Source organism: Thioalkalivibrio sp. ALE12 (assembly GCF_000381105.1).
GTDB lineage: Bacteria > Pseudomonadota > Gammaproteobacteria > Ectothiorhodospirales > Ectothiorhodospiraceae > Thioalkalivibrio.
The window spans coordinates 658,681-676,179 of the sequence record NZ_KB905905.1; the positions used below are offsets into that span (position 1 = coordinate 658,681).

Below are 17,499 nucleotides of genomic sequence, written 5' to 3' on the forward strand. Positions count from 1 at the left end.
CGCAGGAACCCGTGCCCCGCAGCGGCCCGGCACGGGGGAACATCTGACCATGGACGCCCCGCGCGCCATCCTGATCGCCCTCCTCGGGGCCCTGCTGTTCCTGAGCCCGCTGGTGATCTGGGTCGCCCACCTGAGCCCCGCCTGGTGGTGGCCGTTCGCCGCCTGGGCAGTCTTCATCCTGGCCATCGCGGCCCTGAGCCGGGGCGGTCGTCGTGACCCTTAGCCTCGGCCTGCTCTATGCGGTGGGCGTGGCCTACCTGGCCCTGCTGTTCGGCATCGCCTTCCTGGCCGACCGCGTCCCCCGGGTCGGCCGGCTGGCGGCGAACAGCTGGGTCTTCAGCCTGTCGCTGGGGGTCTACGCGACCTCCTGGACGTTCTACGGCAACCTCGGCTTCCTGGCCGACCAGGGCTATCTGTACCTGACAATCTACCTGGGCGTGACCCTGGCCTTCGCCGCCACGCCCTGGCTGCTGCGCCCGATCCTGCGCGTGACCCGCGAACAGCAACTGACCTCACTGGCCGACCTGTTCGCCTTTCGCTACCGCAGTCGCCTGACCGGACCGGTGGTGGCCCTGTTCATGCTGGCCGGCGTGCTTCCGTACATCGCCCTGCAGATCAAGGCGGTGGCCGAGTCCGCCGCGGTCCTGACCGCGGAAACCCCGCCCCACCTGCTCGCCCTGACCTTCAGCGCCACCATCGCACTGTTCGCGATCCTGTTCGGGGCCCGCCACATCGCCCCGCGCGAGAAGCACGCCGGCCTGGTGCTGGCCATCGCCTTCGAATCCATCGTCAAGCTGATCGCCATCCTCGGCATCGCGGCGGTGGCCCTGTACGCGGTGTTCGGCGGTTTCGCCGGCCTCGACGACTGGCTGGCCGCGCATCCCGAGGCGGTCGATGCGCTGTACGCCCCGGTGCGCGAGGGTGGCTGGTTCGCAATGATGATTCTCGCCTTTGCCGCGGCCTTCCTGCTGCCGCGCCAGTTCCACATGCTGTTTACCGAGAACATCAACCCCCAGGCCCTGACCACCGCTGCCTGGGCCTTCCCGGCGTTCCTGCTGCTGCTGAACCTGCCGATGCCGATCCTCTACTGGGCCGGCGAGGCGGCCGGCCTCGGCATCTCGCCGAACTACTACGCCATCGGGATCGCCGGACTGCTGGAGTCGCCCAGCCTGGCGCTGCTGGTCTTTATCGGCGGGCTGTCCGCCGCCAGCGCCATGATGATCGTGACCACCCTTGCGCTGGCCCACATGGGGACCAACTACCTCTCGCCGCTGACCCGGCTGCACGAAGAAGAACGCAGCGCCAACATCTATACCCGCCTGCTCTGGGGGCGGCGCATCTGGATCGTGTTCATCATCGGACTGGGCTATGCCTTTTACGGCCTGTTGCAGGTGGTCGAGGGGCTGGCGCAGCTGGGGCTGATCTCGTTCGCCGCGGTGGCCCAGCTCCTGCCGGGCCTGATCGGTCTGATGCTGTGGAAACAGGCGACTCGGGTCGGCTTCCTGCTCGGACTGGCCGCGGGCATCGCCGGCTGGGCCTTCACCCTGGTGATGCCGCTATTGTCGGATGCCGGCATCGCCACCGGACTGCCGGACCCGCAACAGTGGCTGCTGGCCGGGATGCTGGACCCGTGGACCTTCGCCCTGATGCTGAGCCTGGGCATCAACGCCCTGCTGTTCGTGACCGGGTCGCTGCTGACCCGCCCCAACCGCGAGGAGATCGAGGCCGGCCGAGCCTGCTGCCCCAACGAGTCCACCGGGGCCGGGGCCGGCCTGCCCCTGGCTGGCGACGTGACCGAGATGGAAACCGCCCTGGCGGCCACCCTGGGGCCGGGTGCCGCGCATCACGAGGTCCAGCGCGCGCTTGACGACCTCGGCCTGCCGCGGCACACGCGCTCGCGCAGCGACCTGCGCCACCTGCGCGAGCGTATCGAGCGCAACCTGTCCGGTCTGCTCGGGCCGGTTCTCGCGCGCATGATCGTCGACCAGCACCTGCGCCTGGATGCCGCCGGCCGCCAGACCCTCAGCGAGAGCCTGCGGCGCATCGAGGAGCAACTGGAGACCCGTTCCCTGCCACTGTCCGGTCTGGCCGCCGAACTGGATGCCCTGCGCCGCTTTCATCGCCAGATCCTGCACGAGCTGCCGCTGGGGGTGGCCAGCCTGACCAACAGCGGCGAGATCACCGGCTGGAACCAGGCGCTGGCGCAACTCACCGGTGTGGCCACAGAGGACGCCGTGGGCCAGAACATCGGCCGGCTCGACAGCCCCTGGAGCGGCCTGCTGACGGCCTTCCTCGAGAGCCCGGACCGGCAGTGGTACAAGCTGAACGTGGACCTGCCCGCCGGCAATCGCCGCCTGAACCTGCACCGTTCCGAGCTGCAGGATGCCCATGGCCAGGTGGAGGGGCGCGTGGTCCTGATCGAGGACGTGACCGAGCGCGCCCAGCTCGAGTCCGAGATCGCCCACGGCGACCGTCTGGCCTCCATCGGCCGCTTTGCCGCCGGGGTCGCCCACGAGATCGGCAATCCGCTGACCGGGATCGCCTCGCTGGCCCAGACCCTGCCGCTGGAGGACGATCCCGACGAGATCCGCGGCATTGCCGACGACATCCTCGCGCAAACCCGGCGAATCAATGCGATCGTGCAGTCCCTGATCACCTTCGCCCACGCCGACGAGGGGCCGTCCGCGGGGCACTTCGAGACTATCGCGCTGGACGAACTCCTGGCCGAGGCCATCCGCCTGACGCGCCTGGCCGGGCGCAAGGACCTGCAGTTCTCCACCACCGGCCTGGAGGGGCTGCATGTCCGCGGGTCGCATGCCACGCTGCTGCAGGTCTTCATCAACCTGCTGACCAACGCCGAGCAGGCCTCGCCCGAGGGCTCCACGGTCGTGATCGCCGCGCGCGTCCATGGCCGCCACATCCAGATCACCATCGACGATGCCGGCCCCGGGATCGACGAATCCAGCCTGGAACGCCTGTTCGAGCCCTTCTTCACCACCAAGCCGGCCGGTCAGGGCACCGGCCTGGGCCTGCCGGTGGCCTACAGCATCGTGCGCGACCACGGTGGTACCCTGATGGCCGCCAACCGCCCCGAGGGTGGGGCCCGATTCCTGCTCATGCTGCCGCACCAAGACCGATGACCCGCATCCTGCTCGTAGACGACGAAGCCCCGATCCGCCGCGCCGTGCGCCGGTTCCTGGAGCATCACGGCTTCGAGGTCGGCGTGGCCGAGAACCTGGCCGAGGCGCGCGCCCTGGCCGCGGCCGACCCCTACGACCTCCAGCTGGTGGACCTGCGCCTGCCGGACGGCGAGGGCATCGAGCTGCTGCCCGAGTTCACCCGCTCGCCCACGGTCATCATGACCAGCTACGCATCGGTCCCCTCGGCGGTAAACGCGATGAAAGAGGGCGCGGCCGACTACATCGCCAAGCCGTTCGACCACGACGCCCTGTTGCTGACCCTGCGCGCCGCCCTGCGCGAACGCGAGGCGCGCGACCGCCTCCCGCCCAAGGCGCCCGACGCCGGGACCGAAACCCTCAGTCACCCGGGCCTGGGCCTGATCGGCGACAGCCCCGCGATGCAGCGGCTGCGCGACCAGATCCGGCGCGTGGCGGCCACGCACTCCACCGTGCTGCTGCGGGGGGAATCCGGCACCGGCAAGGAGCTCGCCGCGCGCGCCCTGCATGAACTGAGCCCGCGCGCCGGGGGGCCCTTCGTGGCCGTCAACTGCGCCACCATCCCGGAGGGCCTGGTGGAGGCCGAGCTGTTCGGGCACGCCCAGGGCGCCTACACCGGGGCGGTCAAGGCCCGCACCGGCCTGATCCAGAGCGCCCATGGCGGCACCCTGTTCCTGGACGAGATCGGCGAACTCGCGCCGGCGGCCCAGGCGCGCCTGCTGCGCGTACTGCAGGACGGCGAGATCCGTCCGGTGGGCGCCAACGAGAATCAGAAGGTCGACGTGCGCCTGCTGGCCGCGACCCATCGCGATCTGGAGGGCATGATCGAGGATCAGGCCTTTCGGGCCGACCTCTACTACCGCCTGCGGGTACTGGAGCTGGCGATCCCGCCCCTGCGCGAGCGGCGCGAGGACATCCTGCCGCTGGCGCAGCATTTCCTCGAGGGGCTGGCCGGATCGGGAACGGTCCCCCGCCTGACGCAAGCGGCCCGGGATGCCCTGGAGGCCCAGGACTGGCCGGGCAACGTGCGCGAACTGGCCAATGCCCTGGAGCGCGGATGGGTCCTCTGCCCCGATGGACACATCGCGCCGGAGCACATGGGCCTGGAGGCCCCGGACGCCGGCGCGGCCGGGGAACACCCCAACCCGGCCTTCCCGACGCGCCGCAAGCCCCGGGGCTCGAGCCTGAACGAGTACTTCCGCCAGTTCGTGCAGGAGAACCAGGACCGCATGACCGAAACGGAACTCGCGCGGGCGCTGGGCATCAGCCGCAAGACCCTGTGGGAACGCCGTCAGCGCGAAAATCTGCCGCGACCACGCACCTGAACCCGCCGCCGTGGCCGAGGTACCCGAGTTCCGACGAGTCTTCCTCGCCCTGTGGCCCGACACGGCCACACGCGAACGACTGGATCGGCTGGGACGCACCCTGGATGGTCCCGGCCGTCCGATCCCGCCCGAACATCTGCATCTGACGCTGGCCTTCGCCGGCACGGTTCCCGCCGGGCAGGCCGAGTGCCTGGCCGGTCACCTCGGGGCCCTGGCCTCCGAGCCGCTGGAACTGACCCTGGACCGGCTGGGGCACTTCGCCCGTCCGCGCATTACCTGGGTAGGCCCAAGCGATCCGCCAGCGGCCCTCCTGGACCTCGCGGATCGGGCCCATGCCCTCTGCCGGGAGTGCGGCATCGACACCGGCCCGCCCCGCCCGTTCCGGCCTCACGTTTCGCTGCGCCGCCACGCGGCGCCGCCCGCCCGCGAGCGGATCAAAACGCCGCTGCACTGGGCGACGGACACGATTGCCCTGATCGAGTCCGGCCGCGACGGGCATCCCGGGCCCTACCGCATCCTCGCCCGGACGTAAGGCGGGCCCGCTTCGCGCCCTCCCGGACGAAGTGCGATGTCCCGGGCCGCCGCGATCAGTCCACCGGCGGGAGATTGCCCGTTTCTGCAGGGTCCGCCGGCTCTGCCGGATCGGCGGGTTCGGCCGGGCGGTTACCGGTGTCCGGCCGCGTCGGGGTCTGGTCCCCCAGCGGAGGCGCATCCGCGCCTCGGGGCTGACGCTGCTGGCCCAGCGGCGGCGCGTCCTGGGGCTGCCCCTGGCCACCGGGCGGCTGGCCCTGCCCCTGAGGCGCCGTCGGCGCGCCGCCCTGACCGGGGGCCGGCTGACCACCGCGCTCCATCTGGCCCGGCGGCTGGCCGGGTGCCTGCTGTGGCTGCCCCGGGGGCATGCCCTGACCACGCTCCTGGCCCTGGCCGCGCGGCATGCCCTGACCGTGCTCCTGGCCCTGGCCGCGCGGCATGCCGCCGTGCCCCGGGGTGTCCTGCCCGCCCGCCGGAGGGGCACCCCGCTCGGCGGGGGGTGTACCCTGGCCCATGCCACCTTGCTGGCCGCCTTGCTGCGCCTGGGCATGGGCCGTTCCCACGGCGAAGAGCGAGCCAAGGGCAATGATCAATGCGGTACTGCGAAACCGGGTCATGGGAAACTCCTTGCGGCCGTGAAGCCATTGGTTCAGGCCCCCGGTGATAGCAGCCGGGCCCCGCGGCCCCCAAGGCGCACGGGCGAGTTCCCCGGAATTTCGTGAAGCACTTCACTTCGTGGAGGCTGCCTGACTGTCCGGCCGGATCAATTCTTCAAGTCGACGGGCACGGTAAACATCAGCAACCCATAGTCCGACTCGTACTGTTCCTTGAACCGGGCCGCGATCCGCTCGCACAGCTCCGACGAGGCCACGACCTCCAGCTTGATGTTGCCACCGGCCCGCCAGTTGCCCCGGCGCTTGCCGTGCCGGCCCCAGCCACGCGCATCGGTGACGGTGTAGCCGGCTGCTCCCATCGCGCGGACCTCGTCGATCAGCATCTCCTCCAGGATCGCCTCGGCCACCACCGTCAGCAGGTACATGTCATCGCCTTGCATCGAGCTAGCCTCCGAGCGAATAAAGGGTCTGGGCCATCCAGAAATACAGCGGAACGCCCAGGAAGATATTGAACGGGAACGTCACACCCAGCGAGGCCCCGATCGACAACGCGGGGTTGGCCTTGGGCACGGCAATGCGCATCGCGGCCGGCGCCGCGATGTACGACGCACTGGCATACAAGGTGGCCAGCAGCAGCGTGCCCCCCAGGCTCATACCCAGGCCCCATCCGAGCAGGATCCCGAGGATCGCGGAGACGATCGGCATGACGATCGCAAAGACGATGAGGAACAGCCCGTACTGGCGGACATCCGCGATGCGGCTGGAGGCCACCAGCCCCATCTCCAGCAGGAACAACGCCAGCACCCCCTTGAACAGATCAAAGAACATCGGCTCCAGCGGCTCGATGTGATCCGGGCCGGCAACGAACCCGATCACCAGTCCACCGGCCAGCAGGAAGATGCTCTTGCCAAAGATGACCTCGTGCAGGGTCTTGCCCCAGCGAGTGGGGCCCCGGCTGCCCATGCGCGCCAGCAGGATCCCGATGACCAGCGCCGGCATCTCCAGGAGTACGAGGAACACCACCATGTGCCCCTCGTAGTCCAGACCCCGGGACGCCAGAAACGCGACCGCGACCGAGAAGGTCACGACCGACACCGAACCGTAGTGGGCCGCAATGGAAGCCGAATCCGCCCGCGGCATCCGCCCGAGAAGGTACAGCACCGGAAACGCGATCAGCGGGATCAGCGAACCCACGGCGAGCACCGCCAGGCCCGGCAGCAGCAACGGAAGCAACTCGCTTTCCGCCAGCTTGACCCCGCCCATCAGGCCGATGGCCAGCAGCAGGTAGATCGACAGCGCCTCGTAGATCGCCATCGGGATCTTGAGGTCCGACTTCGCCAGACCCGCGATCGCCCCCAGCAGGAAGAACAGCACAACCGGATCGAATGCCATTTCGCCTCCGCGTCCCGACGCTACAAGCCACCGCAGCGCACCCCGTTATGGTAGGCAAGACCCTCGTGCCAGGGAACCGGTTTCCGGAGGCGTTTTTGGCGGCCAACCAACCGCCCCCTCACACCACGGCCCGTACCGGAACCACCGCGTCCGCCGGCTGGGCTACGCTTGGGAAACGGGCTCAGCCATCACGAGGGCCAACGCATGACGCGAATCCTGATCCTCCAGGGGCACCCGGACCCGGCCGGCGGCCATCTCGACCACGCGCTCGCCGACGCCTACCGCGAGGGGGCCGAACAGGGCGGCTTCGCGGTGGACACCTACACCATCGCCCATCGTGATGTCCCGCTGCTCAGGAGCCAGGCCGAGTTCCTCGACGCAAGCGTCCCGCCCGCGATCCTCGAGGCCCAGGCCCTGATCGAGGCCGCCCACCACATCGTGCTGATCTACCCGCTGTGGCTGGGCGACATGCCGGCCGGGGTGAAGGCCTTCCTGGAACAGACCCTCAGGCCAGCCTTTGTCGCCGATGGCGACATGAACCGCCTGCGCCACACGCGGCTGAAGGGCCGCTCAGTGCGCATCGTGGTCACCATGGGCATGCCGGCCCTCGCCTACCGCTGGTGGTTCGGCGCCCACAGCCTGAAGAGCCTGGAGCGGAACATCCTGCGCTTCTGTGGCTTCGGCCCCGTCCGCCACACCCTGATCGGCCAGAACGGCGGCAACGCGGCTGCGCGCGAGCGCTGGCTGCAGCAGCTGCGCACGCTCGGCCGCCAGGCGAAGTAACGGACCAGTCGGTGCACTTGGGGACCATTCCCATCCAGCCGGCCTGTGTGTACCCCAACGACCTCCCACTGAGCGAAGGACGGGAGCACCGATCGAGACGTCCGAAATGAATTGACCACTACACGGTCAAACGGAGACCGCCCCACCCCGGGAACACGTGCGCAGGGCGGATCCGCCGCGCTCGGTCAGAGCCCCGGGAGATCCGGGCTCGGCGGGGTGGGCGGCTCGGGGAGATCGGACGGGTCCGGCAGCGGCGCGTCGTCCGGCGACGGCGGCGAGGACGGATCCGGCGCCCGCGGAAGGTCGGGCCCCCCATCGGGGCGCGGGTCGCCGCGGCGCTGCCCGGGCGGAGTACCGCCGTGTCCGGGTGGCAGGTCGCCAGCGGCCGGCGTGTCGCCACTGGCGCCCGGGGCGCCCGAAGGCGGCCCGCCCGCCGGCTGCGCCTGAACGCCGCCAGACGCCAGGAGGGCACTCACGAACAAGACTTGAAGCCAATGACGCATGGAGATCTTCATGCCACACACTCCTTTGGTGGATACCTGACCCTGAGGCGTTGCCGTATCCGCACGAGTTCTCGCCATCGCGCGACTCTGACGACCCGTTCACACCCGGGCCCACCCGAGTGCTGTCCTACGCCTCGACCACCAGTTGCTGGAACAACCCGCCCAGGATCACCAGGGCGAAGCCTGCGTACAGGCCGGCGACCACATCGTCCATCATGATCCCGTGGCCGTCCTGCCACTTGTGGTCGAAATAGTTCGCCGGCCAGGGCTTGAGGATGTCGAAAATCCGGAACAGCAGAAAGCCGACCACCACCCACATCAGCCCCGCGGGGGCAAAGGCCAGGGTAATCAGCATGCCCGCCCATTCGTCCCAGACGATGCCCGGGTGATCGTGCACACCGAGCTTGCGGGCACTCTCGCCACAGATGTGGAAGCCGGCCATGACCACGATCACGGTCACGGCGATATAGGCCCATTCCGGGAAATTCATGATCGCGAAGTACAGCACCAGCGCGCCCAGCGAGCCGGTGGTGCCCGGGGCCCAGCGCGACAGGCCGCTGCCGAAGCCAAAGGCCAGCAGGTGGATCGGATCGCCGAATACGGTCTTCGCCGATGGCATCTGCGGCTTGCGGCTCTTCTGCTCCGTCATGGCTACCCTGTCCCTAGTGTTCTTCGGTGTCCGCGAAATGATCGTGCCCCGCCCGCGTCACGTCCAGTCGCCGCCCGTCCGCGTCCTCGACGACCACCGCGTCACCCTCCGTGCATTCCCCGATCACGGTCAGCGGCAGATCCACGCTGAAGGCCAGCAGATCCAGCGATTCCCCGGCCGGCAGTGCGAACAGCAGTTCGTAGTCCTCGCCTCCGCCGAGCGCATACTCGCGGGCCTGATCGTCCGGGATCTGTGCCAGCAACGGATCGCGGGGGACGGCGGGCCAGTCGACCCGCGCGCCACAGCCCGACGCGGCACACAGGTGCCCGAGATCCGCCAGCAGGCCGTCGGAAATATCGATAGCCGCCCGGGCACGGTTCCGCAGGCCGCGCCCCAGGGCCAGCCGCGCCCGGGGCCAGAACAGCCGGTCGCAGGCCGGCTCCCGGGCATCGGCGGGCAGAGTCGCGCCCGCGGCGCCCCGCGCCCGCCGGGCGGTCTCGTGGGCAAGCCCGAAGGCCGCCCCGCCCAACGCACCGGATACCACCAGTCGGTCGCCGGGCCGGGCCCCGGCCCGGCGCAGGGCCTGGCCCGCGGGCACGGTACCCAGCACGGTCACGCTGATTGCCAGAGGGCCCCGGTTGGTATCCCCGCCTACCAGCGGGATACCAGCCTCTTCGGCCAGCGCCAGGAAGCCCTCGCTGAAACCCGCCAGCCAGTCATGATCGACCCGGGGCAGGGTCAGCGACAGCAGCGCGCCCAGCGGCTCGGCCCCCATCGCAGCCAGGTCACTGAGGTTGGAAGCCAGGGCCTTGTGGCCAACGCTCGCCGGCGGGTGATCGGGGAAAAAATGGGTACCCTCAACCAGGGTGTCGACAGTGACGGCCAGCTCGTGGCCGCTCGCCACAGCCAGCAGGGCGGCATCGTCCCCGATGCCAAGCCGAACGCCCTCGGCGTTCACGTCCGCCAACGGCGCGCCGAAATAACGCTGAATCAGGTCGAACTCGGAGTCGGGGCCGGCCATTGCCGTGCTGCGGAGTTGCGCGGGGTCAGCGCGGCGTGGCGCGCTCGGGACCGCGCAGCTCGGCCGAGAGCCGGTCCAGCACACCGTTGATGTAGCGATGCGACTGTTCGGCACCATAGCGCTTGGCCAGGTCCACGGCCTCGTTGATCACCACGCGGTAGGGCACCTCGATACGCTCGGCCAGCTCCCACTGACCCAGCCACAGCAGGGCATGCTCCACCGGGTCGAGCTGGTCCAGCGGGCGGCCGAGGTACGGCTCCATGCGGGCATCCAGGGCCTCGCGATCGCGGGTCACACCGATCAGCAGCTCGCGGAAGTACTCGGCATCCGCCTTCGCGTGTTCCTCGTCGTCACGGAACTCGGCCAGGATGTCCTTGGGGTGGGCGCCGGTCATCTGCCAGGAGTAGAGCGCCTGCATGGCGCGGCGCCGCGCGAACGAGCGCGCATGGCGCGCCCGCTGTTCGGGCGTGCTGCGCGGGCGCTTGCCGCGTGCGCCGCCCGCGCCCTTGGCGGCGGGACGGTCGGGTTGGGAGGGATTGCCCGGTTCGGTCACGTCGGTTTCGTGCTCGCTCAGGCGCCGCCGCGCAGCTGGCGCATCAGGCTGACCATCTCGATCGCGCCCATCGCCGCATCCGCGCCCTTGTTGCCCGCCTTGGTGCCGGCACGTTCGATCGCCTGTTCGATGGAATCCGTCGTCAGGACACCGAAGCTGATCGGCAGATCTTCGGCCATCTGCACCTGGGCCAGGCCCTTGGCCGCCTCGCCGGCGACGTAGTCGAAATGCGGGGTGGAGCCACGGATCACGCAGCCCAGGGCAATGACCCCGTCATACTGCCCGGAACGCGCCATCGCCTGGGCCGCCAGCGGCAGCTCGTAGGCCCCCGGCACACGGGCGATGGTCAGATTCTTTTCCTGCACGCCATGGCGCTTCAGGGTATCCACTGCGCCTTCCAGCAGGCGCTCGACGATCAGGCTGTTGAAACGCGCCAGCAGCAGGCCATAGCGATGGTCGGCGGCGTCGGTGAATACGCCTTCCAGGGTCTTGATGTCGTGCATGGTTTCATTCCGATTGAGACGGAGACGAGGCGGCCGTTCGGGGCCGACCCGCGGGGCCGAGTTGCAAAGGCCGCCTAGTGTAGCACCGCGAACCCGCGCGGTAGAGCGCGCCCGCACGAATCGCGCAGCCGCCCGCCTGCCATGGCGCTGACTGGACCTGCATTTGGCGCCGGTATGCTCAGTGGCGTCGGCCCGGCGTCCTGCCCGATCATGGCGGACCCTTGTTCATCGCTCGGTGGTTGACGGTCCCTTCGTTAGGTCGCCTGCCTCGTGGTGGCTGGTCTGGGTTCGGCATCCGGTGTTTACGTGCTTTCGGTCTACATACTGCCGTGCGCTGACTCGCCAGCGCGCCCCGAGGCACTTTCTTGCTTGCCCAAGAAAGTACCCAAAAAAGGCACCCGGATTCCGCCCGGGAACCTTGCTCCAGGGCCCTCGGGCCGGCGGCGCTGAACTCGCTACGCTGCGCTTCGCTCAGACATCCAGCGCCTTCTTCCGGCCCGAGAACCCTTCCGCAAGGGGCTCCATACGGGAAGCGAAGGTCAAAACCTACCGTATCCCTATGCTTACTCCTAACCATAGGCACCGCCACCCGAAAGCCCCCGGCGCCCGCTACGCGGGCGCGGCACGCAACGGCCGAAGGCCGAGCGTGCCCAGATGTCCGGAGACCTAGCCTTCGTCCACTCGCAATATCGTCGGGACGGCCGTTGTTTTGACCTGCATCCCCGTTGTCGTCGCGCCGAGTGGAGAGGGTTTTCGCGGGAGAAAAGGCGCTGGATGTCTGAGCGGAGCGCAGCGCAGCGAGTTCAGCGCCGCCCGCGAAAAGCCTCGGAGCGAGGGAAACCCCGGCCCGCACAGCGGGCCGGGGTCGCGGCAGTCGGGCGTGTTTCTTGGTGACTTCTTTGCACGAGCAAAGAAGTCACTCGGGGCGCGCTGGCGAGTCAGCGCCTGGCAGGTGGCGGACCGAAGGCACCGTAAACACCGAGCGACGAACCATGGCCAGCCACCACGAGGCAGGCGGCCGGGGGCTACTCGTGGACGTAGTCCACGACCTCCAGGCCGAAGCCACCGAGGCCATGAAAGCGCTTGGGCGCCGACATCAGCTTCATGCGCCCCACCCCGCAGTCAGCCAGGATCTGGGCACCAATGCCATACATGCGCCACTCGGCGGAGTTCTCCCGCCCACTGCGCTCTTCCGGCGCCGGCTGGCCGATATGCTCCAGACGCTGGGCCAGGGCCTCCGGGCTCTCGTGCTTGCGCAGCACCACCACCACACCCTCGCCGGCCGCGTCGATCCGGCGCAGGGCATCGTCCAGCGGCCAGCCACGATCCGGACCGGCGTAACCCAGCGTGTCGTACAGCGTGCTTTCCAGGTGGACACGCACCAGGGTCTCCTGGTCCGGCTTCGGCTCCCCGCGCACCAGCGCGAAATGCAGCTCGTGATCCACCTCGTCCTCGAACGCCAGCAAGCGGAACTCGCCGTACTCGGTCGGGAAGGGGCGTTCGGAAACCCGCTGCACCGTCTTCTCGTTCTCGATCCGGTAGCGGATCAGGTCCTCGATGGTGCCCATCTTGAGATCGTGCTCGGCGCAGAAGCGTTCGAGATCCGAACGCCGCGCCATGCTGCCGTCCTCGTTCAGGATCTCGACAATCACCGCCGCCGGTTCGGCCCCAGCCAGGCGCGCCAGATCGCACCCGGCCTCGGTATGGCCGGCGCGCACGATGACCCCGCCGGGCTGTGCCATCAGCGGAAACACGTGCCCCGGCTGGACGATATCCTCGGGCTTCGCGTTGGGCGCGACCGCGGTCCGGATGGTGTGTGCGCGATCGTAGGCCGAGATGCCGGTGGTCACGCCCTCGGCGGCCTCGATCGACAGCGTAAAGTTGGTGCCATGCACGTCATTGGTGTCGGTCACCATCAGCGGCAGCGCGAGCTGCTTGCAGCGCTCGCGGGTCAGCGTCAGGCAGATCAGGCCGCGGCCGTACTTGGCCATAAAGTTGATGTCCTCGGGCCGCGCGTGCGAGGCCAGCATCAAGAGGTCGCCCTCGTTCTCGCGGTCCTCGTCGTCGACGATGACCACCATGCGTCCGGCCTGCAGTTCCTCGAGGATCGTTTCGGTACTGGAAAATTCCATGCGTGCCTTCGGTCGGGGGCCGTGCGCTCAGTCGCGCGGCCCGGATTGATTGGGAAAGCCCTGTTCAGCCAGCCAGGCCTCCGACAGGTCGCCCGCCTGCGCGCCGGGCTCGGCCGCCCGCTCGCCCAGCATCAGACGCTCCAGGTAGCGGGCGATCAGGTCGACCTCGAGGTTGACCGGGGTGCCCACCGTATAGACGGCGAAGCGGGTCAGGGACCAGGTATGCGGGATGATGTTGACCTCGAACTCGGCGCCGTCCACGCGGTTCACGGTCAGGCTGGTGCCATCAATAGTGATCGAGCCCTTGGCCGCGATGTAGCGGGCCAGTGCCGGTGGCGCGCGAAAGCGCACGCGGGTCGAGCGCGCATCGGGCTCCATCGCCACCACCTCGCCGACGCCGTCGACGTGCCCGGACACCATGTGCCCGCCCAGGCGGTCGCCCAGGGCCAGCGCCCGTTCGAGATTCACCCGGTCCCCCGGTCCGAGATGGCCCAGCGTGGTCACCTCCAGCGACTCGCGCGAGACATCGGCGGCAAAGCCGCTGCCCGCCAGATCGGTCACCGTCAGGCAGACCCCGTTCACCGCGATCGAGTCCCCCAGCCGGGTGTCCGACAGGTCCATCCCGGTCGCGTTCACGTGCAGCCGCACGTCGCCACCACTGGGGGTCAGGCGCTCCAGGCTGCCTAGGGTCTCGATGATTCCGGTAAACATGGACGTCCGCTCGTTCCGGGGTGCCCGCACGAACCGCGCCGGGCTGCTCGCCGCCCATCATAGGGAAACCCTAATGAGTTCGCACCACGCCCCGCCCTTTTACCCGGTTCCTGCCCGGAAACCCCTTGTTCACCACGAAGCACACGAAGACACGAAGAAGGTCAAAGGCGGTTCACAGGAAGATGGGAAAACTGGAAGGGTTTTTCGGTAAATAACAATAGCGGATGGTCATGGTCTGCCCATGCGATGCCGTTGCGCACCCCGTTTCAAACCCAGTCATCCTTCCACTCTTCCCGTCTTCCTGTAGACCGCCCTTGACCTTTCCCTTCTTCGTGCCTTCGTGCGCTTCGTGGTGAAATCAGCCCTTACGAACGCGGGTGGGCGCGCAGGCGCAGGGTTTCGCCGACCCAGCGGGAATCGACGATCTCGAGTTCGGCGCGCTCGGACATGCGGGCCAGCGGCCACTCGACCAGGGGGCGAGCATTGGAGCCCATCAGCAGGGGGGCCTGGTAGATCAGCCATTCGTCCACCCAGCCACCACGGGCGAGCGCCCCGGCCAGCCCCGGCCCGGATTCCACATGCAGCTCGTTGACCTCGGCGCGGCCCAGCTCCGCCAGCACCGCGCCCAGATCCAGCCCGCCCTCGGCGGATTCCTCCGCCAACGGCACGGGCCGGACCTCCGCCCCTCGGCCGCGCAGGGTGTCGGCGGCCGGCGAGTCCGCGGCATCGGGGCCCGTGAGGATCCAGACCGGTCCCTCGCGCAGGATCTGCGCGCCTGGCGGCGTCCGCAGGCGGGCGTCCAGGATCACCCGCAGGGGCTGGCGTCCCGGCAGGTCGTAATAGCGGGGGTCATCCGGAAACCCGGCATGGGCGGCCAGGTCGAAGGGCTTCATGCGCACGTTCAGGCGCGGGTCGTCGGCGACCACGGTGCCGCTGCCGGTCAGGATCGCGCCCGCGCGGGCCCGCCAGAGCTGGACGTCGCGGCGCGCCGCCTCGCCGGTGATCCACTGCGACTCGCCGGAGGCCATGGCGGTACGCCCGTCGAGGCTCGCGGCAAGCTTGACGCGCACCCAGGGGTGTCCCTGCTCCATGCGCCGCACGAATCCGGGGTTCAGGGCACGCGCCTCGGCCTCCAGCACGCCGCTGTAGACCGGGATACCTGCTGCCCGCAGGGCCTCGATCCCGCCGCCACAGACCTGCGGGTTGGGGTCCTGCATGGCGATCACGACCCGGGCTACCCCGGCGCCGATCAGGGCATCGGTGCAGGGCGGGGTCCGGCCGTGATGGCTGCAGGGTTCCAGGGTGACGTAGGCGGTTGCGCCGCGCGCGGCCTCGCCGGCCGCCCGCAGTGCGTTCACCTCGGCATGGGCCTCGCCGGCCTTCCAGTGCAGTCCCGCGCCGACTTCGTGTCCGTCGCGCACGATCACGCACCCGACCCGCGGGTTCGGGTCCGCGGTGAAGCGGCCGTAGTCGGCCAGCTCCAGGGCCCGCGCCATGTAACGGCGGTCCGTGATCGCCTGCTCGGTCGTGGGTGCTTCCATCACTCCCCCCTGGACGAGTCACCACTCCCCGGTGGCTCCTGCGGGCCACCCGCCGCCGATTCCGGGGCAGGACCGGGCGCCTCCTCGTCGATCAGGCGCAGCTGCGAGCGGCGCATCTCCGGGCTGAGGTCTTCCTCCAGCCGTTCGATGGCCTCGCGGAAGGACTGCACGCTGGCGAAGCTGAGATAAATGGAGGCAAACCGGATATAGGCCACATGGTCGAGGCCGTGCAAGGCGGCCAGAACCATTTCGCCGATACGGTCGGATTTCACTTCCGGGGCGGTGAGCGCGGACAGCTGACGCTTGATGTCGTCGATGACCCGCTCGACATCGTCGGTCTTCACCGGGCGCTTGTGCAGGGCCCGACGCAGACCGCTGCGCAGCTTCTCCTCGTCGAAGGCGACGCGTTCGCCGGAGCGCTTGACCACCCGCGGCAGGCTGAACTCCGCCCGTTCGAAGGTGGTAAAGCGCGCCCCGCAGGCGCGGCACTGGCGCCGGCGCCGGATCTGTTCCTGCTCCGGGCCGGCCACCCGCGAATCGACCACGCGGGTATCCTGATCATGACAGGACGGACAGCGCATCCCGCGCCCGCGACCCGTGACTCGCCGAGATTATTCGGGCGCGCCGTAGACCGGGAAGCGGCGGCAGATCTCGACGACCTTGTCGCGGGTCGCGTCGATCACCTGCTCGTTCTCGTGGTCGTCCAGCACGTCGGCGATCCAGCCGGCCAGCTCGCGCGACTCGGCCTCGGTAAAGCCACGCGTGGTCAGCGCGGCGGTGCCGATGCGGATGCCGGAGGTTACGAACGGGGACTGCGGGTCGTTCGGCACCGCATTCTTGTTGACCGTGATGTTGGCGCGACCCAGCGCGGCATCCGCGGCCTTTCCGGTCATGCCCTTGGACACCAGACTCAGCAGGAACAGGTGGTTGTCGGTGCCGCCGGAGACGATGTCATAGCCGCGCTCGACCAGGACCTCGGCCATCGCGCGGGCGTTGGCGATCACCTGCTTCTGGTAGGTCTTGAATTCCGGTTCCAGGGCCTCCTTGAACGCCACCGCCTTGCCGGCGATCACGTGCATCAGCGGGCCACCCTGGGTACCCGGGAAGATCAGCGACTGGAACTTCTTGTTCAGCTCCGGCTGACCCTTGGTGATGATGAAGCCGCCACGCGGCCCGCGCAGGGACTTGTGCGTAGTGGAGGTGACCACGTGGGCGTGGTCGATCGGGTTCGGGTATTCGCCGGCGGCGATCAGGCCGGAGACGTGGGCCATGTCCACCATCAGGTAGGCGCCCACGGAATCGGCGATCTCGCGGAAGCGCTTCCAGTCGACCACACGCGAGTAGGCGGAGAAGCCGGCGACGATCATCTTCGGCTGGTGCTCGGTGGCCAGGCGCTGGACCTCGTCGTAGTCGATCAGGCCCTCGTCGGTGATGCCGTACTGCACCGCGTTGTAGATCTTGCCGGAGAAGTTCGGCTTGGCGCCGTGGGTCAGGTGGCCGCCGGCGTCCAGGCTCATGCCGAGCACGGTGTCATGCGGCTGCAGCAGGGCCATGTACACAGCCGCGTTGGCCTGCGAGCCGGAATGCGGCTGCACGTTCGCGTAGTCGGCGCCGTAGAGCTCCTTGAGGCGATCGATCGCGAGCTGTTCGACGATATCCACGTACTCGCAGCCACCGTAGTAGCGCTTGCCCGGGTAGCCCTCGGCGTACTTGTTGGTCAGCACGGAGCCCTGGGCCTCCATCACGCGCGGGCTGGTGTAGTTCTCGGAGGCGATCAGCTCGATGTGCTCTTCCTGGCGCTGCGCCTCCTTGCTGATGGCGCCCCAGAGTTCGTCGTCGTAACCGTGGATACTCATGTCGATCGAAAACATTCGGTTCTCCCGTTCAAGGCTTCGGATTCGGTGGATTGCGGCGCGCCCGCCGGAAGGCGGCACTGCCGTCAAAAAGGCCGCTTATCATACGTCATCCGGCCCCTCTTTTCAGACCGGGCGGCTCCCGGGGCGCCCACCACGACGCCTCGCGAACGCCCCGAAATTGCGGGTTTCGCAAGCCCGATCAAGTACTT

At 69.0% G+C, this 17,499-nt stretch carries 18 protein-coding genes and 1 pseudogene; 5 read left to right on the forward strand and 14 right to left on the reverse strand.

Annotated features, from left to right (window positions below; translation table 11 throughout):
• Positions 1-49 precede the first annotated feature (49 nt).
• From F614_RS14880 to thpR, 4 genes are read left to right on the forward strand one after another with little or no spacing between them, the layout of a single operon-like run.
• Positions 50-223 carry a hypothetical protein gene (locus tag F614_RS14880; protein ID WP_018866931.1) on the forward strand — a complete coding sequence of 58 codons (174 nt, stop codon included), beginning with the start codon at positions 50-52 and terminating at the stop codon, positions 221-223.
• Complete coding sequence (locus F614_RS0103035; protein ID WP_019558227.1) at positions 213-3,140, forward strand: sensor histidine kinase; 2,928 nt, start codon at positions 213-215, stop codon at positions 3,138-3,140. Before F614_RS14880 ends, F614_RS0103035 begins: the two co-directional genes overlap by 11 nt.
• On the forward strand, positions 3,137-4,501 hold the full coding sequence (locus tag F614_RS0103040) for a sigma-54 dependent transcriptional regulator (RefSeq protein WP_019558228.1): 1,365 nt from the start codon (positions 3,137-3,139) through the stop codon (positions 4,499-4,501). The genes F614_RS0103035 and F614_RS0103040 overlap by 4 nt, the downstream gene beginning before the upstream one ends.
• 10 nt (positions 4,502-4,511) lie before the next feature.
• Complete coding sequence (gene thpR, locus F614_RS0103045; RefSeq protein WP_019558229.1) at positions 4,512-5,033, forward strand: RNA 2',3'-cyclic phosphodiesterase; 522 nt, start codon at positions 4,512-4,514, stop codon at positions 5,031-5,033.
• A gap of 55 nt (positions 5,034-5,088) precedes the next feature.
• Here thpR and F614_RS0103050 read toward each other — a convergent pair whose 3' ends face one another.
• The 3 genes from F614_RS0103050 to F614_RS0103060 form a co-directional block, all read right to left on the reverse strand.
• A complete protein-coding gene (locus F614_RS0103050; protein WP_019558230.1) occupies positions 5,089-5,649 on the reverse strand; it encodes a hypothetical protein in 561 nt (186 codons plus the stop codon).
• 146 nt (positions 5,650-5,795) lie between these two features.
• The gene (locus F614_RS0103055; protein WP_026280909.1) at positions 5,796-6,086 is read right to left on the reverse strand and encodes a nitrogen regulatory protein P-II; all 291 of its coding nucleotides are present in this window, start codon (positions 6,084-6,086) and stop codon (positions 5,796-5,798) included.
• Between the two features lie 4 nt (positions 6,087-6,090).
• Complete coding sequence (locus F614_RS0103060) at positions 6,091-7,038, reverse strand: sodium-dependent bicarbonate transport family permease (RefSeq protein WP_018881507.1); 948 nt, start codon at positions 7,036-7,038, stop codon at positions 6,091-6,093.
• Positions 7,039-7,242: 204 nt separating this feature from the next.
• Here F614_RS0103060 and F614_RS0103065 point away from each other — a divergent pair, with 204 nt between their 5' ends.
• Complete coding sequence (locus tag F614_RS0103065) at positions 7,243-7,821, forward strand: NAD(P)H-dependent oxidoreductase (protein ID WP_018881508.1); 579 nt, start codon at positions 7,243-7,245, stop codon at positions 7,819-7,821.
• A 185-nt stretch (positions 7,822-8,006) separates the two neighbouring features.
• On the opposite strand, the gene F614_RS14245 is transcribed toward F614_RS0103065, so the two are convergent.
• The 11 genes and pseudogenes from F614_RS14245 to glyA all read right to left on the reverse strand — a co-directional run bounded on the left by F614_RS14245 (position 8,007) and on the right by glyA (position 17,305).
• The gene (locus F614_RS14245) at positions 8,007-8,336 is read right to left on the reverse strand and encodes a hypothetical protein (protein ID WP_081619671.1); all 330 of its coding nucleotides are present in this window, start codon (positions 8,334-8,336) and stop codon (positions 8,007-8,009) included.
• Between the two features lie 115 nt (positions 8,337-8,451).
• Positions 8,452-8,973: a phosphatidylglycerophosphatase A gene (locus F614_RS0103070; RefSeq protein ID WP_018866939.1), complete on the reverse strand. Its 522-nt coding sequence runs from the start codon at positions 8,971-8,973 to the stop codon at positions 8,452-8,454.
• Positions 8,974-8,986: 13 nt separating this feature from the next.
• A complete protein-coding gene (gene thiL, locus F614_RS0103075) occupies positions 8,987-9,994 on the reverse strand; it encodes a thiamine-phosphate kinase (protein WP_019558231.1) in 1,008 nt (335 codons plus the stop codon).
• Positions 9,995-10,019: 25 nt separating this feature from the next.
• Complete coding sequence (gene nusB, locus F614_RS0103080) at positions 10,020-10,547, reverse strand: transcription antitermination factor NusB (RefSeq protein WP_018875806.1); 528 nt, start codon at positions 10,545-10,547, stop codon at positions 10,020-10,022.
• Between the two features lie 17 nt (positions 10,548-10,564).
• Positions 10,565-11,050 carry a 6,7-dimethyl-8-ribityllumazine synthase gene (ribE, locus tag F614_RS0103085; protein ID WP_018875807.1) on the reverse strand — a complete coding sequence of 162 codons (486 nt, stop codon included), beginning with the start codon at positions 11,048-11,050 and terminating at the stop codon, positions 10,565-10,567.
• A 471-nt stretch (positions 11,051-11,521) separates the two neighbouring features.
• Positions 11,522-11,704, reverse strand: a pseudogene (locus F614_RS15075) (hypothetical protein).
• Between the two features lie 371 nt (positions 11,705-12,075).
• Positions 12,076-13,182 carry a bifunctional 3,4-dihydroxy-2-butanone-4-phosphate synthase/GTP cyclohydrolase II gene (gene ribBA, locus F614_RS0103090; protein ID WP_018875808.1) on the reverse strand — a complete coding sequence of 369 codons (1,107 nt, stop codon included), beginning with the start codon at positions 13,180-13,182 and terminating at the stop codon, positions 12,076-12,078.
• A 27-nt stretch (positions 13,183-13,209) separates the two neighbouring features.
• On the reverse strand, positions 13,210-13,893 hold the full coding sequence (locus tag F614_RS0103095) for a riboflavin synthase (RefSeq protein WP_018875809.1): 684 nt from the start codon (positions 13,891-13,893) through the stop codon (positions 13,210-13,212).
• A 365-nt stretch (positions 13,894-14,258) separates the two neighbouring features.
• The gene (gene ribD, locus F614_RS0103100) at positions 14,259-15,434 is read right to left on the reverse strand and encodes a bifunctional diaminohydroxyphosphoribosylaminopyrimidine deaminase/5-amino-6-(5-phosphoribosylamino)uracil reductase RibD (protein ID WP_026329790.1); all 1,176 of its coding nucleotides are present in this window, start codon (positions 15,432-15,434) and stop codon (positions 14,259-14,261) included.
• Positions 15,434-16,015, reverse strand: a complete 582-nt coding sequence (gene nrdR / locus F614_RS0103105; RefSeq protein WP_026280521.1) for a transcriptional regulator NrdR — start codon at positions 16,013-16,015, stop codon at positions 15,434-15,436. The genes ribD and nrdR overlap by 1 nt, the downstream gene beginning before the upstream one ends.
• 30 nt (positions 16,016-16,045) lie before the next feature.
• The gene (glyA, locus tag F614_RS0103110; RefSeq protein ID WP_018867832.1) at positions 16,046-17,305 is read right to left on the reverse strand and encodes a serine hydroxymethyltransferase; all 1,260 of its coding nucleotides are present in this window, start codon (positions 17,303-17,305) and stop codon (positions 16,046-16,048) included.
• Between the last annotated feature and the right edge of the window lie 194 nt (positions 17,306-17,499).

Excerpts from the sequence above, each read along its gene's own strand:
- F614_RS14880 (WP_018866931.1), top strand. The coding sequence starts at position 50 with ATGGACGCCCCGCGCGCCATCCTGATCGCCCTCCTCGGGGCCCTGCTG.
- F614_RS0103040 (WP_019558228.1), top strand. The coding sequence starts at position 3,137 with ATGACCCGCATCCTGCTCGTAGACGACGAAGCCCCGATCCGCCGCGCC.
- F614_RS0103050 (WP_019558230.1), bottom strand. The coding sequence starts at position 5,649 with ATGACCCGGTTTCGCAGTACCGCATTGATCATTGCCCTTGGCTCGCTC.
- F614_RS0103055 (WP_026280909.1), bottom strand. The coding sequence starts at position 6,086 with ATGCAAGGCGATGACATGTACCTGCTGACGGTGGTGGCCGAGGCGATC.
- F614_RS0103060 (WP_018881507.1), bottom strand. The coding sequence starts at position 7,038 with ATGGCATTCGATCCGGTTGTGCTGTTCTTCCTGCTGGGGGCGATCGCG.
- F614_RS0103065 (WP_018881508.1), top strand. The coding sequence starts at position 7,243 with ATGACGCGAATCCTGATCCTCCAGGGGCACCCGGACCCGGCCGGCGGC.
- F614_RS14245 (WP_081619671.1), bottom strand. The coding sequence starts at position 8,336 with ATGAAGATCTCCATGCGTCATTGGCTTCAAGTCTTGTTCGTGAGTGCC.
- F614_RS0103070 (WP_018866939.1), bottom strand. The coding sequence starts at position 8,973 with ATGACGGAGCAGAAGAGCCGCAAGCCGCAGATGCCATCGGCGAAGACC.
- thiL (WP_019558231.1), bottom strand. The coding sequence starts at position 9,994 with ATGGCCGGCCCCGACTCCGAGTTCGACCTGATTCAGCGTTATTTCGGC.
- ribE (WP_018875807.1), bottom strand. The coding sequence starts at position 11,050 with ATGCACGACATCAAGACCCTGGAAGGCGTATTCACCGACGCCGCCGAC.
- ribBA (WP_018875808.1), bottom strand. The coding sequence starts at position 13,182 with ATGGAATTTTCCAGTACCGAAACGATCCTCGAGGAACTGCAGGCCGGA.
- F614_RS0103095 (WP_018875809.1), bottom strand. The coding sequence starts at position 13,893 with ATGTTTACCGGAATCATCGAGACCCTAGGCAGCCTGGAGCGCCTGACC.
- ribD (WP_026329790.1), bottom strand. The coding sequence starts at position 15,434 with ATGGAAGCACCCACGACCGAGCAGGCGATCACGGACCGCCGTTACATG.
- nrdR (WP_026280521.1), bottom strand. The coding sequence starts at position 16,015 with ATGCGCTGTCCGTCCTGTCATGATCAGGATACCCGCGTGGTCGATTCG.
- glyA (WP_018867832.1), bottom strand. The coding sequence starts at position 17,305 with ATGTTTTCGATCGACATGAGTATCCACGGTTACGACGACGAACTCTGG.